The organism is Stenotrophomonas sp. LM091, assembly GCF_001806305.1.
Lineage (GTDB): Bacteria > Pseudomonadota > Gammaproteobacteria > Xanthomonadales > Xanthomonadaceae > Stenotrophomonas > Stenotrophomonas bentonitica_A.
In genome coordinates, this window is sequence record NZ_CP017483.1 from 3,145,022 (window position 1) to 3,157,684 (window position 12,663).

The window sequence follows — 12,663 nt, forward strand, 5'->3', positions numbered from 1 at the left end:
CCATGGCGGGTGCGAAACGGGGATGTCTGGCCGTACTGGCCGTGTTGCTGGTGCTGGCCCTGCTGGTCGCGGCCGCAGGCGCATGGTTCTGGCATCGCCAGGGCGCGTTCGCCGATGCACCGGTCACCCCCAGTGCGGAGAGCGTGGTGATCGCCTCGGGGGACGGCTTCAGCACCGTGCTCGGCAAGCTGCGCCAGGCCGGCGTGGACGAAGGCAGCGACACCCAGTGGCAGCTGCTGGCGCGCCAGCTCGATGCCGCTGGCAAGCTCAAGGTGGGCGAATACGCGCTCGATCCGGCGCTGACCCCACGCGAGCTGCTGACCCGCATGCGCCAGGGCCGCGTCCTGCAGCACCGCGTCACCATCGTGGAAGGCTGGAACATCCGTCAGCTTCGCGCCGCGCTCAAGCGTGCCGATCCGCTGGTTCATACCACCGATGCGCTGGACGATGCCGCCCTCATGAAGGCGGTCGGCTTCCCCGGCGAACACCCGGAAGGCCGTTTCCTGCCCGAGACCTACGTCTACCAGCGCGGTGACAGCGACATCGACGTGCTCAAGCGCGCGCATGCCGCGATGGAAAAAGAACTCACCGCCGCGTGGGACAGCCGCGTGGACGATCTGCCGCTCAACTCGCCGTACGAGCTGCTGATCCTCGCCTCGATCATCGAGAAGGAAACCGCACTGCCCAGCGAGCGCCCGCAGATCGCCGGGGTGTTCATGCGCCGCCTGAAGATCGGCATGCGCCTGCAGACCGACCCCACCGTGATCTACGGCATCGGCAGCAGCTACGACGGCAACATCCGCAAGCGCGACCTCACCACCGATACGCCGTACAACACGTACACGCGCGCCGGCCTGACCCCGACCCCGATCGCCATGCCCGGGCGTGACGCGCTGCATGCCGCCGCGCAGCCGGCCAAGGGGGACGCGCTGTACTTCGTGGCCGTGGGCGATGGCAGTGGCGCGCACATCTTCTCGGCCAACTACACCGACCACAACGCCGCCGTTGCCCGCTACCTGCAGCAACTGCGCAGCAAACGCACCAACGAGGCCGCCCCCCAATGAGTCCCGCGCTGCACCGGCACCCGCATTTCGTCAGCCTGGAAGGGGGCGAGGGCGCCGGCAAGACCACCGCCATCAACGCGATCCGCGAGGCCCTTCACGCCCGTGGCCATGAGGTGGTGCTGACCCGCGAGCCCGGCGGCACCGCGCTGGCCGAGCGCATCCGCGCGCTGGTGCTCAAGCCGGACGCGGAGATCGCCGCCGAGCCGCTCTCGGCCGAAGCCGAGCTGCTGCTGGTGTTCGCCGCCCGCGCCCAGCACGTGCGCCAGGTGATCGCCCCGGCGCTGCAGCGCGGCGCCTATGTGCTGTGCGACCGCTTCACCGATTCCAGCTACGCCTACCAGGGCGGTGGCCGCGGCCTGGACCCGGCGTGGATCGCCGATCTGGAGCGCCGCGCCGTCGGGCTGCTGCCCGGCCTGACCCTGCTGCTGGATGTGGACGTAGCGGTCGGCCGTGCGCGCGCCAACGGCCGCGACCTGTGGCCGGACCGCATTGAAAGCGAGCACGATGATTTCTTCCAGCGGGTGCGCGCGGTGTTCCGCCAGCGTGCCAGCGAAGACCCCGCACGTTACCGCCTGATCGACGCCAGCCAGGACCAGGCCGGCGTCGCCAGCGCGGTGGTGGCGGCCGTGGCGGCATGGTTGGCACAGGAGCCGGAACGTGGCTGAACCCTTTTCCCCCTGGCAGCAGCGCGCCTATGACCAGACCGTGGCCGCGCTCGACGCCGGTCGCCTCGGCCATGGCCTGCTGTTCTGCGGCCCGGCCGGCCTGGGCAAGCTGGGCGTCGCGCTGCGGCTGGCCGAGCACGTGCTGGGGCAGGGCGAGCCTGCCGCGGCCAAGCGCAGCGCCCAGCTGCTGGCCGCGGGCACCCACCCGGACCTGCAGCGGATCTCGTTCATTCCCAACAAATCCGGCGACAAGCTGCGCACCGAAATCGTGATCGAGCAGATCCGCGAGGTCTCGCAGAAGCTCTCGCTGACCCCCCAGTACGGCGTGGCCCAGGTGGTGATCGTCGATCCTGCCGACGCCATCAACCGCGCCGCCTGCAACGCCCTGCTCAAAACCCTGGAAGAGCCGCAGCCCGGCCGCTACCTGTGGCTGATCAGCGCCGACCCCGCGCGCCTGCCGGCCACCATCCGCAGCCGCTGCCAGCGCCTGGAGTTCAAGCTGCCGCCGCGCGAGGAAGCGCTCGCCTGGCTGCAGACCCTGGGCCACAGCGAGGCCAGCGCCCGCGAAGCGCTGGACGCCGCCCGCGGCCATCCCGGCCTGGCCGACCAGTGGCTGCGCGAGGACGGCCTGGCCCTGCGCCGCCAGGTCGCCGCCGACCTGGAAGCCCTCGTCGCCGGGCGCGCCGGCGCGGTGGAACTGGCCCAGCGCTGGACCGCCGACGACAACGCCGCCCTGCGCCTGCGCCACGCCGCCGATCTCGCCCTGGCCCAGGCCACCGGCGGTGGCTTGACCGATCCCGATCGATTGCACAAGCTGGCCGCCTGGTTCGATGCGGCCAACCGCACCCGCGACCTGCTGCGCACCACGGTGCGCGCCGATCTTGCGGTGGTGGAGCTGCTGCTGGCCTGGGGAAAGGTCAACGAACGGCACGCCAAGGGGAATAGAGCATGAGCGCCACCAACGCCCGACAGGGCATCCTGTCCCTTGCCGTCAAGGACAAGGCCGCGCTGTACAGCGCCTACATGCCGTTCGTGAAGAACGGCGGCATCTTCGTGCCCACGCCCAAGCGCTACTTCCTGGGCGATGAGGTGTTCCTGCTGCTCACCCTGCCGGACTCCGGCGAGCGCCTGCCGGTGGCCGGCAAGGTGATCTGGGTGACCCCGGCCGGGGCCCAGGGCAACCGCGCGGCAGGCATCGGCGTACAGCTGGCCGACGGCGCCGAAGGGGAGACCGTCCGCCACCGGATCGAGACCCTGCTGGCCGGCATCCTGACCGCGGACAAGCCCACGCACACGATGTGAAGAAATTTCGGCGAAACCGTTGACGTCGAAATTTGCCGCCCTATAATGAGCGGCTCAGCAGCATCGGGCGGTTAGCTCAGCGGTAGAGCATTGCCTTCACACGGCAAGGGTCACAAGTTCGAACCTTGTACCGCCCACCATGATTCAGTCGAAAAAGCCTCCGGAAACGGGGGCTTTTTTGTTGGTTGTGCGCCCCACCTGCCGCTTATCGCGGAGCTGATCGTCAATGCGTTGGCTGCCAGCGCTCTCCGCTATGAGCGCTATTCCCCCGCACCATCGGCCAGGCTGTCCCAGATGCGCCCGTCACGTTGCGCTTCCGTGGTGACGTTGACCACCGCCTGTTCGCCCAGACGATCACGCAACTGCTGCAGATACAGGCTGCGAGGTGTCACCACCTGGCCCATCGACTGCACGATCCCCGCTGGCTCCTCCGGCGGGAATTTCCCGGGTGCAATAGCGCCCACCTGTCCCACGCTCCAGTTCATCGCGAAGGGCGGCGCCTGGACCACGTAGATGTCGTGCTCGGTGTTCCAGAACATCTGCTGTGCGCCTGCCCACCCGTGCCCCGTGCCGCTGTACCGGCGGTTCTGCGCTCGCAGCATGTATCCCTTGGTGTTGTCGTACAGCGTGCCGGTGGACCAGCGGTGATGGGGGCCGCTGTCGTTGCTGTCGCCCACGGCCAGGCAGTCCAGAAACACGTTGGGGCCGGGCACCCGTGCACCGATGACGAAGGTATGCCGGCCGCCCTGGTTGTAGCAGCGCTGGATCAGATTGAAGGCGGCGTTGCCCTCGTACAGGAACACATAGCGGCGGGCGCCCTGGGTCTCGCCATACCTCGGGTCGAGATAGGCGATGTCCTGCAGGGTATTGAACTGCGCGCCATTACGGGTCACGAAGCCATGCGATACATAACGCACGGTTACATCGCGAACCCATGAGTTGTAGGTTGCACCCAGGCGGAGTGCGGTAAAGGGGCCGGCATCGGCGGTGCCGTTGACCGTACCGGTCTCGGGGTCACCTTCAAGGCGGAGGTCTTCGATGCCAACCTGCGAGATGCGGATCGGATCCGTGCGATAGACGCTGCCGCCACCGAACCGGGCCTCGATGGCATCCATGACGGGGGCATCGAGAGTGATCGTGTCACGGTCTATCGCGGTGACGACGCGTTCGCTGTACATGGCGTAGTCGCTGGCCGTCCACCGGTATCGCGCGGTATCGATGCCCTCTGGGCCGACCCAGCGCGCGTTGGGTTCCCTCGCGATCGACACCGTATCGCCCACGCGATAGCCGGCTGCGGACGTTAACTTGATCCGCATCGCCCCCACCGGGACGTAGTCCATGTTGATTGCGGTACGGCGTGCGTCCAACGCTGCGCGGGGGACCGCGGATTCGCTGCTGCCCACGTCAAGAATTCTGCCCTGTCGCTCGCTGATTTCGGAGCGGATCACCGTGCCGTCTGCACCTCGCCCTTCACCGCGCAGCACTACGCCGCCTGCACGGATGGTCAGCGTCCTGCTCACCCTGTAGTGGCCGCGACGGAGCAGGACCGCGCCGCGCAGGCCCCGGCTGTCCGTGGCACGTAGGGAGACCGCATCGATCGCTGCCTGGATGCGGGGATAGTCATCCTCCGCGCTGGATGGCTCAAGGATCTCGATGACAGGAATGCTGGAGCGGATGGGCAGGCTGACGCCGCCTCCCTGGTACCCGGCGCGGGAGAAGTCCGGGACGATGTTGCGGGCCTGATCGCCACCGCGCTCGGTATACACGCCATAGCGAAGCAATCCATCGCTGCCCAGGCTTGCCAACGGGGCGTCTTTGGCACGGTTGATGGGGTGGATGAAGGCGCTGGTCTGAGAAACAGGCTCCGCCGCTGACAAGGTAGCGAACGGGCAGACTGGCAATGCCACGAGCGTCAGCGCTGCGACTCGGCGAAACGCCGGGAGGAAAGGCATGCGGGCGACGTCCTTCCAAGGAGGAGTGGCTTGCAATGTTAGCAACTGCTTCCAACGATGCAGTCCGTGCTGAAGAGTCAGGCTGGTCTGCTTATCCGGTCGATCGCGGACTTTCCGGACAATAGAAAGGCGCCAATCGCTGACAGTGTCCGTTTCTGGGCGGACGCCGAGATGCGCCTCCTTTGCCGCGCTGAGCAATCGCGAATGCCCGGCGCGCCCAGCTCGCTGCCCGCTTACGAGCTCGCCTTGTTGTATCGCTCGACGATGTGCACCTGCTGGCCACTGCCATGCCGTAGATGTGGAATATATACCCCCCATGCATGAGTGATATGCGCGTGCGCGCTTCTTCCAACATGGCCCCGACGGTAGATTCCCCTGACAATCTGTCACGGAGTGACCCATGCAGACACGCACCCGCCTTCGCACTCTGCTGCCCGGCTTTCCCTCCACACTGATCTGGATGGTGGTTTCACTCTGTTCCACGACCGCCATGGCCAACGAGCCACTGCAGATCGAGGCGCAGGGGAGTTTCCTCGCAGGTGGCATGGAAAAGACGGAACCTGGCACGTTCGATCCGTTGAAACCGTCCAATCCGGAGGGCCAGAGCTACCACGGTGATCACGTCTATGCCTTCTACCAGAAGCCGGTGAATGCGCGTCCGCTGTCGATCGTGATGTGGCACGGTGCGGGCCAGTCGTCCAAGAGTTGGGAAACGACGGCCGATGGGCGCGAGGGCTTCCAGAACCTGTTCCTGCGTCGTCGCTTCACTACCTACCTGATCGACCAGCCACGGCGAGGCAAAGCGGGCCGAAGCATGGTCGAGTCCACGCTGAAGCCTGTCGCAGACGATCAGATGTGGTTCAACCAGTTCCGAATCGGCCTCTGGCCGACGTACTTCGGCGGCAGTCAATTCCCGACAGGGGAGGCCACGCTGGACCAGTTTTTCCGTTCGGTCACGCCGAACACGGGGCCGTTCGACCTCGAGGTAGTCTCTGACGGAGTAGCTGCCGTGCTGCAGAAAACAGGGCCCGCGATCTTGTTTACCCATTCGCAGGCGGGCGGTCCTGGCTGGATGACGGCCATAAAAAGCTCCAACGTCCGCGCGATCGTCGCGTTCGAGCCTGGCAGCAGCTTCGTGTTCGCAAAGGACGATGCGCCGGCACCGATTCCCAGCGCGTTCGATACCGTCGCTCCCGCGCTGGTTTCGCCCGCGGAATTCAAGGCGCTGACCCGGATCCCGATTCTGGTGCTGTATGGCGACAACATCCCTGACAAGCCCGTTGACCTGCCGGCGCAGGACAGTTGGCGGGCGCGGTTGGAAATGGCCCGCGCCTGGCGCGACGCGGTCAATCGGCAGGGTGGGGACGTGACCTTGATCCATTTGCCGGACATAGGAATCCGTGGCAACAGCCACTTCCTGTTCTCGGACCTCAACAACGTTCAGATCGCCGATCTGGTGAGTGAGTTTCTGGCGAAGAAGAATCTGGATCATTGAGCCGGAATGCGTCGTGCAGTGATTGCGCCATCAAAGGCATGTGGCGCGCCGGTGCTGCGACGCTTGCCGATCCACAATTCATATCATCCATGCATGAGTGATATCCGGCTGATGCTCTGTTTCCAGGAGTGCACGGGCGTTAGGTTTATTCCTGAACCCCGCCAACGTCGACCCGCAACACGCGCCGTCAGGGGTAACGTACAAACCCGGAGCACTTGAATGAAGCACATCGTGCACGCCACGCTGTTGGCGATGTCTCTCGGCTTGGCAGCAGGCAATGCCTCCGCTGCCGACTACACACTCAACCCCTTCCAACTGGCCTACGAAGGTGCGATCACGCGCAATGTGCCCAGTGAGGTCAACATTCACTCGGTGTCCTATCCGCTGAATGGAATCGAGATCGCGGCAAACTTTTACACGCCCGCCAATTTTGATGCCTCGCGGAAGTACCCGACCATCGTGGTTGCCCACCCCAATGGCGGGGTCAAAGAGCAGGTGGCCGGCCTGTACGCGCAACGCCTGGCCCAGCAGGGCTACATCGCCATTGCCGCCGATGCGGCCTATCAGGGGGCAAGCGGCGGCCAGCCGCGCAGCGTGGACATGCCTTCCCACCGCATCGAGGACATCCACGGCATGGCGGACTTCATCAGTCGATTCCCCTGGGTGGACACCTCGCGCCTGGGCTTGCTCGGCATCTGTGGTGGCGGCGGCTACTCGCTGGCGGCCGCGCAGACCGACAAGCGCTTCAAGGCCGTAGCCACGATCAGCATGTTCAACTCTGGCCGAGTGCGCCGCAACGGTTATGCCGACTCGCAGCTGGACACCCTCCAGCAGCGCCTGCAGCAGGCTTCGCAGGCGCGCGCACAGCAGGCCGCCGGCGGCGAAGTGCTGTACTCCGGCGACGCCAACCTCAGCGACGAGCAGATCGCCAAGCTCCCCTTCGATCTGTATCGGCAGGGCTATGAGTATTACTGGAAGACGCATGCCCATCCCAATTCCACCTTCCGCTACACGACCAGCAGCCTGCTGGACCTGATGCGCTGGGACGCCACCAACCAGATCGAGCTGATCAACCAACCACTGCTGATGATTGCCGGCAGCAAGGCGGACAGTCTGTACATGACCCAGGATGCCTTCGCCAAAGCAACCGGCACCATCGACAAGCAGCTGGTGCTGCTGGAGGGGGCCACGCACATCGAGACCTACTGGGTGCCGAAGTACGTGGATGCTGCCGTCGCCTCGCTCACCACGTTCTACACCCGGACGCTTGCACCATGACCACGCCTCGTAAATCACCCGCGCAGACGGCGCTGCTGGGCGCTGCATTGAGCGTGGCGGCACCGTTCGCCGGCGCCGGCGAAATGCCCATCCAGCAGATCACCCGGTCGGGAACACAATCGTCCGTTGCCGGTCCAGCAGAGACCTTCGTTGGCAAACTGCGCGTGGATCCGCTGTTCCCAGCGGACAAGGACGTGCAGGTCTCATCCGCATACGTCAGCTTTGAGCCGGGCGCGCGTTCGGCCTGGCACACCCATCCCGCCGGGCAGCGATTGGTGGTTACCTCTGGCGTTGGGCTGACCCAGGAATGGGGCAAGCCGGCGCAGCAGATACACGCCGGGGATGTGGTGGTGTGTCCGGCCGGGGTCAAGCATTGGCACGGCGCCGCGCCGCACAGCGCGATGACCCATCTCGCGGTAACCGGTGTGGCAGAGGGAAAATCGGTGGCCTGGCTGGAGCAGGTGAGTGATGACCAGTACCGCCAAGCGTCAGCAGGCATCGAGGCGCCCGTTGCCGGCCCGCTTTCGCCGAGGCAGCAGGCTATCCCGCTGATTGCAGCCGCTGCGGCCAGCAGCGACATGCCGCAGCTCACTGCCGCGTTGCGCCGGGGACTGGATGCAGGCCTGACGCTGAGCGAGACAAAGGAAGTGCTCGTGCAGCTGTATGCCTATGCGGGGTTCCCGAAGAGCCTCAACGCCTTGGGCGAGCTGATGAACGTGGTGCGCGCACGTGAGGCGCAGGGCATCGCCACCGCGCCCGGTCAGTCGCCCACCGGGGAGATTCCCGTGGGCGACGCACTGCGCGCGGTGGGCACCGCCAATCAGACCCGGATCTCCGGCGCCCCGGTGGCCGGGCCAATCATGGACTTCGCCCCCATCATCAACCAGTACCTGCAGACGCACCTGTTCGGCGACATCTTCGAGCGCGACAACCTGGACTGGCAAAGCCGTGAACTGGCGACGGTGGGTGCACTGGCAGTGATGCCCGGCGTGGAGGCGCAGCTGCGCTCGCACATGGCGGCGAGCCAGCGCGTGGGTCTCAGCCGCGCACAGCTGCACCACCTGGCCCAGTTGCTGGCCCATAGCGGTTACGCGGCCGCATCCGCCCGTGCAGTGCAGGCGCTGGAACAGACCCCGCCGCCTTCGCGCTGACCATGCCGTTCATGGAGACCGCAATGAGCACACTGCCCAACAACCCGCAACGCCGCTCCATCCTGACGGGCGCGGCTGCGCTGGCGGCGCTGCCGCTGACAGGCGCGCTGGCTACGTCCACGGCCAACGCATCCCCCGCAGCTGCAGCGCGAAAAATGGACGGCCGCCGCATGCTGGGAACGCTGCAGGTCTCCAGCATCGGGCTGGGCGTGCAGAACATGAGCCGCACCTACCAGACCACCATCCCCTCGCGCATCGAGATGCACCGCATCATCCGTGCCGCGTTCGATCGCGGGATGACGTTCTACGACGCAGCCGAGGCCTATGGCCCGCATGAAGTGGAACGAATCCTTGGAGAAGGCGTTGCCTCTTTCCGCGACGAAGTAGTGATCGCCACCAAGTTCGGCTGGAACATCGACCTGGAAACCGGCGCGCGTGGCCCGGGCCTGATCAGCAGGCCCGCGCATATCAAGCGGGCGGTTGAGGGCATGCTCACGCGGCTGCGTACCGACCGCATCGACCTGCTGTACCAGCATCGCGTGGACCCGCAGGTGCCGATCGAGGACGTGGCCGGTGCGATCCACGACCTGATGACCGAGGGCAAGGTGCTGCATTGGGGCCTGTGCGAGATGGGCCTGAAGACGCTTCGCCGTGCGCACGCTGCGCTGCCGGTGACCGCTGTGCAGAGCGAGTACTCGATGCTCTGGCGAGGACCGGAACAGAAGGTGCTCGCTGCGTGCGCCGAGCTGGGCATCGGATTCGTGCCATGGAGCCCACTGGGCGTAGGCTTCCTGACCGGTGCGATCGACGCCAGGACACGCTTTGCCGAAGGTGACATTCGCGGCATCGAAACGCGCTTCACCCCGCAGAACATCGAACACAACCTGGCCTTGGTGCGCCTGCTCAGGGACTGGGCCGCGCGAAAGCAGGCCACGCCGGCACGGGTCGCATTGGCCTGGCTGATGGCACAGCAACCTTGGATTGTGCCGATTCCCGGTACCACGCAGATGGAACATCTGCTGGACAACCTGGGTGCAGGCGAGGTGATCTTCAGCGCAGGTGAGCTGCGGGAGCTCAACGCCGCAGTTGCCGCGGTGGCAGTGCAGGGCGAGCGCCTTCCGCCAGCGGTGCAGGCTTACAGCGACGTGGAGGCGCCTGTGCGCTAACGCTCACTCCCGGTAGCGCAATGCATCACGCAGCACGGTGAACGCCGGTGACGACTGCCTGCGACTGGGGTAGTACAGGTGGTAGCCGGGGAAGGAGGGGCACCAGTCCTGCAGAACATGGACCAGGGTGCCTGCCTGCACGTGGGCGCGCACCAGATCCTCGGGCATGTAGGCAAGCCCCAGTCCTTCCAGCGCGGCGCCCAGGCGCAGGGCGATGTTGTTGAACACCAGCTGGCCTTCCACCCGCACCTTCAGCTCCTGGTCCTTTTTTTCGAACTCCCACGCGAAAATGCCACCGTGGGTCGGCAGGCGGATGGTGATGCAGTTGTGCCGGGTAAGGTCGTGCGGCGATTTCGGTTTCGGGTGGCGCTGGAAATAGGCAGGCGATCCGACCACTGCCATGCGCAGGTCCGGCCCCACGCGCACGGCGATCATATCCTTGGCCACCTGCTCACCCATGCGGATACCGGCGTCGAAGCCCTCGGCCACGATGTCGGTCAGTCCGTAGTCGACGATCACCTCGATGTTCAGGTCGGGGTTGGCCGGCAGCAGCTTGCCCAGTACCGGCTGCATCACGGTGAGCGCGGCATGCTCACCCGCGGTGATGCGGAGGCGACCGGCGGGCTTGTCGCGGTAAGCGTTGAGCTGGGCCAACTCCGTGTCGATTTCCTCGAAGCGCGGTGAAATCACCCGCAGCAGCTGCTCTCCGGCCTCGGTGGGCGAAACGCTGCGCGTGGTCCGGGCAAGCAGGCGCACACCCAGGCGCTCTTCCAGCTGACGCATCGATCGGCTCAGGGCAGGCTGGGACATGCCCAGCTGGGCGGCAGCACGGGTAAAACTGCGCTCCCGCGCCACCAGGACGAACATGGCCAGCTGGTCGTAATTCTCTACGCTCATTGATGCGCACCGGATATAAGCGATATCCGATTATGCCTCTGCAAGAATGTGTTTGGGGGGCGTAGATTGGCGTCATGACAAAGCCAACCGCCAATCACGGTCGCCGGGCAGTCGTTGCCGCCCTGGCCTCGCTGCCGCTGGGATGCTCCGCCGCGGCGCCGCAGGAGGGCGCGGCCGCGGGTCGATCAAACGCGCGGACACTGGTTGCCTGGTTCTCGCGCTCGGGCAACACCCGGGTCGTTGCTGGCCTCATTCATCGCAGCATGCCCAGCGACCTGTTCGAGATACAGCCTGCCATGGACTACCCGGCGGACTATCTGGAAACGGTGGCAAAGGCGCGGCAGGAGCGCGACGGCGGGGTAGAACCGGCGCTGCGCGCCCGCATTGCCGGCATTGATCGCTATGACACCGTCTACCTGGGCTTTCCGATCTGGGGCGAGACCGCGCCGCCGATCATTCGTTCGCTGTTGTCGCGGCACGACATGAGGGGCAAGACAATCGTGCCGTTCATCACCCATGGCGGCTTCGGCGTGGGCAGCAGCCTGCGCGTCCTGGCCAGCCATGCACCCAACGCCCGCATCCTGGAGGCATTCGTGATGCAGGCCGACCAGGAACGCAACACCATGGAGAGCGTCAACGCCTGGTTGGCCACTCCGCACACGGCACGATGAGGATTCGACCATGAAGACCCGTACCCTTGGACAAGGCCTTGAAGTTTCCGCGCTCGGCTTGGGCTGCATGGGCATGAGCGCGGCGTATGGCCCGGCCGCAGACAAGCAGGACATGATTGCGCTGATCCGCGCGGCGGTGGAGCGTGGCATCACCCACTTCGACACCGCCGAAGCCTACGGCCCCTTTGCCAACGAAGAACTGGTGGGCGAGGCACTGGCGCCCGTTCGTGACCAGGTGGTGATCGCCACCAAGTTCGGCTTTGACATCGACCCGGTGACGGGTGCCCGCGGCACAGGTACCAACAGTCAGCCCGCACACATCCGCGCTGCCGTAGAGGCCAGTCTGAAGCGGCTTCGCACCGAGCGCATCGACCTTCTTTACCAGCATCGTGTTGACCCGGCGGTGCCGATCGAGGATGTTGCCGACACGGTGAAGGCGCTCATTGCAGAGGGCAAGGTTGCGCATTTCGGTTTGTCCGAAGCGGGTGTGCAGACAATCCGCAAGGCGCATGCGGTGCAGCCGCTGACGGCGGTGCAGAGCGAGTACTCGCTGTTCTGGCGTGAACCGGAGAAGGTGCTTCTTCCTTTGCTTGAAGAGCTGAGCATTGGCTTCGTACCCTTCAGCCCGCTGGGCGCAGGGTTTCTGACCGGGAAGATCGACGAGAACACGCAGTTCGATCCAGCGGATTTTCGTAATGCGGTGCCGCGGTTCTCCGCTGAAGCGCGTCGGGCCAACATGGTATTGGTCGCAGTGGTGAAGGCAGTGGCGGCAGAGAAGGGTGCCACGCCTGCTCAGGTGGCCCTGGCTTGGCTGCTGGCCCAGCGATCATGGATCGCGCCGATCCCCGGTACAACCAAGCTTCACCGGTTGGATGAGAATCAGGGTGCGGTGGATCTGATGCTGGATGCGGCCGACCTGGCGCGTATCGATGCGGACGTGGCCCGGATCACTATCAGCGGCGCGCGCTTGCCGGCAGCTGCTTTGAAGATGACCGGCAAGTGAGCGGGCTCGGTGGAAAGCG

12 protein-coding genes and 1 tRNA gene are annotated in these 12,663 nt (G+C 65.6%); 11 read left to right on the top strand and 2 right to left on the bottom strand.

The window, feature by feature from the left end:
• The first annotated feature begins 2 nt into the window (after nucleotides 1-2).
• The 5 genes from mltG to BIZ42_RS13855 all read left to right on the top strand — a co-directional run bounded on the left by mltG (nucleotide 3) and on the right by BIZ42_RS13855 (nucleotide 3,171).
• A complete protein-coding gene (mltG, locus tag BIZ42_RS13835) occupies nucleotides 3-1,064 on the top strand; it encodes an endolytic transglycosylase MltG (protein WP_070427545.1) in 1,062 nt (353 codons plus the stop codon).
• A complete protein-coding gene (gene tmk / locus BIZ42_RS13840; RefSeq protein ID WP_070426751.1) occupies nucleotides 1,061-1,729 on the top strand; it encodes a dTMP kinase in 669 nt (222 codons plus the stop codon). Before mltG ends, tmk begins: the two co-directional genes overlap by 4 nt.
• Nucleotides 1,722-2,681: a DNA polymerase III subunit delta' gene (locus BIZ42_RS13845; RefSeq protein ID WP_070426752.1), complete on the top strand. Its 960-nt coding sequence runs from the start codon at nucleotides 1,722-1,724 to the stop codon at nucleotides 2,679-2,681. Before tmk ends, BIZ42_RS13845 begins: the two co-directional genes overlap by 8 nt.
• Nucleotides 2,678-3,031 carry a PilZ domain-containing protein gene (locus BIZ42_RS13850; protein WP_019185355.1) on the top strand — a complete coding sequence of 118 codons (354 nt, stop codon included), beginning with the start codon at nucleotides 2,678-2,680 and terminating at the stop codon, nucleotides 3,029-3,031. Before BIZ42_RS13845 ends, BIZ42_RS13850 begins: the two co-directional genes overlap by 4 nt.
• Before the next feature lie 65 nt (nucleotides 3,032-3,096).
• Nucleotides 3,097-3,171, top strand: a tRNA-Val gene (locus BIZ42_RS13855).
• Between the two features lie 120 nt (nucleotides 3,172-3,291).
• Here the strand turns inward: BIZ42_RS13855 and BIZ42_RS13860 are convergent.
• Entirely contained in the window at nucleotides 3,292-4,983 is a 1,692-nt protein-coding gene (locus BIZ42_RS13860; RefSeq protein WP_156785746.1) for a hypothetical protein, read from the bottom strand.
• Between the two features lie 400 nt (nucleotides 4,984-5,383).
• On the opposite strand from BIZ42_RS13860, the gene BIZ42_RS13865 reads away from it, so the two are divergent.
• From BIZ42_RS13865 to BIZ42_RS13880, 4 genes are all read left to right on the top strand, one after another.
• Nucleotides 5,384-6,478 carry an alpha/beta fold hydrolase gene (locus BIZ42_RS13865; protein WP_083279859.1) on the top strand — a complete coding sequence of 365 codons (1,095 nt, stop codon included), beginning with the start codon at nucleotides 5,384-5,386 and terminating at the stop codon, nucleotides 6,476-6,478.
• A 219-nt stretch (nucleotides 6,479-6,697) separates the two neighbouring features.
• Nucleotides 6,698-7,756 carry an alpha/beta hydrolase gene (locus tag BIZ42_RS13870; RefSeq protein ID WP_070426754.1) on the top strand — a complete coding sequence of 353 codons (1,059 nt, stop codon included), beginning with the start codon at nucleotides 6,698-6,700 and terminating at the stop codon, nucleotides 7,754-7,756.
• A complete protein-coding gene (locus tag BIZ42_RS19895; RefSeq protein WP_070426755.1) occupies nucleotides 7,753-8,907 on the top strand; it encodes a carboxymuconolactone decarboxylase family protein in 1,155 nt (384 codons plus the stop codon). Before BIZ42_RS13870 ends, BIZ42_RS19895 begins: the two co-directional genes overlap by 4 nt.
• Nucleotides 8,908-8,930: 23 nt before the next feature.
• Nucleotides 8,931-10,073 carry an aldo/keto reductase gene (locus BIZ42_RS13880; RefSeq protein ID WP_070427547.1) on the top strand — a complete coding sequence of 381 codons (1,143 nt, stop codon included), beginning with the start codon at nucleotides 8,931-8,933 and terminating at the stop codon, nucleotides 10,071-10,073.
• Nucleotides 10,074-10,076: 3 nt separating this feature from the next.
• Here the strand turns inward: BIZ42_RS13880 and BIZ42_RS13885 are convergent, their stop codons facing one another.
• Nucleotides 10,077-10,970, bottom strand: a complete 894-nt coding sequence (locus BIZ42_RS13885) for a LysR family transcriptional regulator (RefSeq protein WP_070426756.1) — start codon at nucleotides 10,968-10,970, stop codon at nucleotides 10,077-10,079.
• 74 nt (nucleotides 10,971-11,044) lie between these two features.
• On the opposite strand from BIZ42_RS13885, the gene BIZ42_RS13890 reads away from it, so the two are divergent.
• Both BIZ42_RS13890 and BIZ42_RS13895 read left to right on the top strand, forming a co-directional pair.
• Complete coding sequence (locus BIZ42_RS13890) at nucleotides 11,045-11,641, top strand: flavodoxin (protein ID WP_070426757.1); 597 nt, start codon at nucleotides 11,045-11,047, stop codon at nucleotides 11,639-11,641.
• Nucleotides 11,642-11,651: 10 nt separating this feature from the next.
• Nucleotides 11,652-12,644 carry an aldo/keto reductase gene (locus BIZ42_RS13895; protein WP_070426758.1) on the top strand — a complete coding sequence of 331 codons (993 nt, stop codon included), beginning with the start codon at nucleotides 11,652-11,654 and terminating at the stop codon, nucleotides 12,642-12,644.
• Nucleotides 12,645-12,663: the final 19 nt, after the last annotated feature.

Excerpts from the sequence above, each read along its gene's own strand:
- BIZ42_RS19895 (WP_070426755.1), top strand. The coding sequence starts at position 7,753 with ATGACCACGCCTCGTAAATCACCCGCGCAGACGGCGCTGCTGGGCGCT.
- BIZ42_RS13890 (WP_070426757.1), top strand. The coding sequence starts at position 11,045 with ATGACAAAGCCAACCGCCAATCACGGTCGCCGGGCAGTCGTTGCCGCC.
- BIZ42_RS13885 (WP_070426756.1), bottom strand. The coding sequence starts at position 10,970 with ATGAGCGTAGAGAATTACGACCAGCTGGCCATGTTCGTCCTGGTGGCG.
- BIZ42_RS13880 (WP_070427547.1), top strand. The coding sequence starts at position 8,931 with ATGAGCACACTGCCCAACAACCCGCAACGCCGCTCCATCCTGACGGGC.
- BIZ42_RS13860 (WP_156785746.1), bottom strand. The coding sequence starts at position 4,983 with ATGCCTTTCCTCCCGGCGTTTCGCCGAGTCGCAGCGCTGACGCTCGTG.
- mltG (WP_070427545.1), top strand. The coding sequence starts at position 3 with ATGGCGGGTGCGAAACGGGGATGTCTGGCCGTACTGGCCGTGTTGCTG.
- BIZ42_RS13895 (WP_070426758.1), top strand. The coding sequence starts at position 11,652 with ATGAAGACCCGTACCCTTGGACAAGGCCTTGAAGTTTCCGCGCTCGGC.
- BIZ42_RS13870 (WP_070426754.1), top strand. The coding sequence starts at position 6,698 with ATGAAGCACATCGTGCACGCCACGCTGTTGGCGATGTCTCTCGGCTTG.
- BIZ42_RS13865 (WP_083279859.1), top strand. The coding sequence starts at position 5,384 with ATGCAGACACGCACCCGCCTTCGCACTCTGCTGCCCGGCTTTCCCTCC.
- tmk (WP_070426751.1), top strand. The coding sequence starts at position 1,061 with ATGAGTCCCGCGCTGCACCGGCACCCGCATTTCGTCAGCCTGGAAGGG.
- BIZ42_RS13850 (WP_019185355.1), top strand. The coding sequence starts at position 2,678 with ATGAGCGCCACCAACGCCCGACAGGGCATCCTGTCCCTTGCCGTCAAG.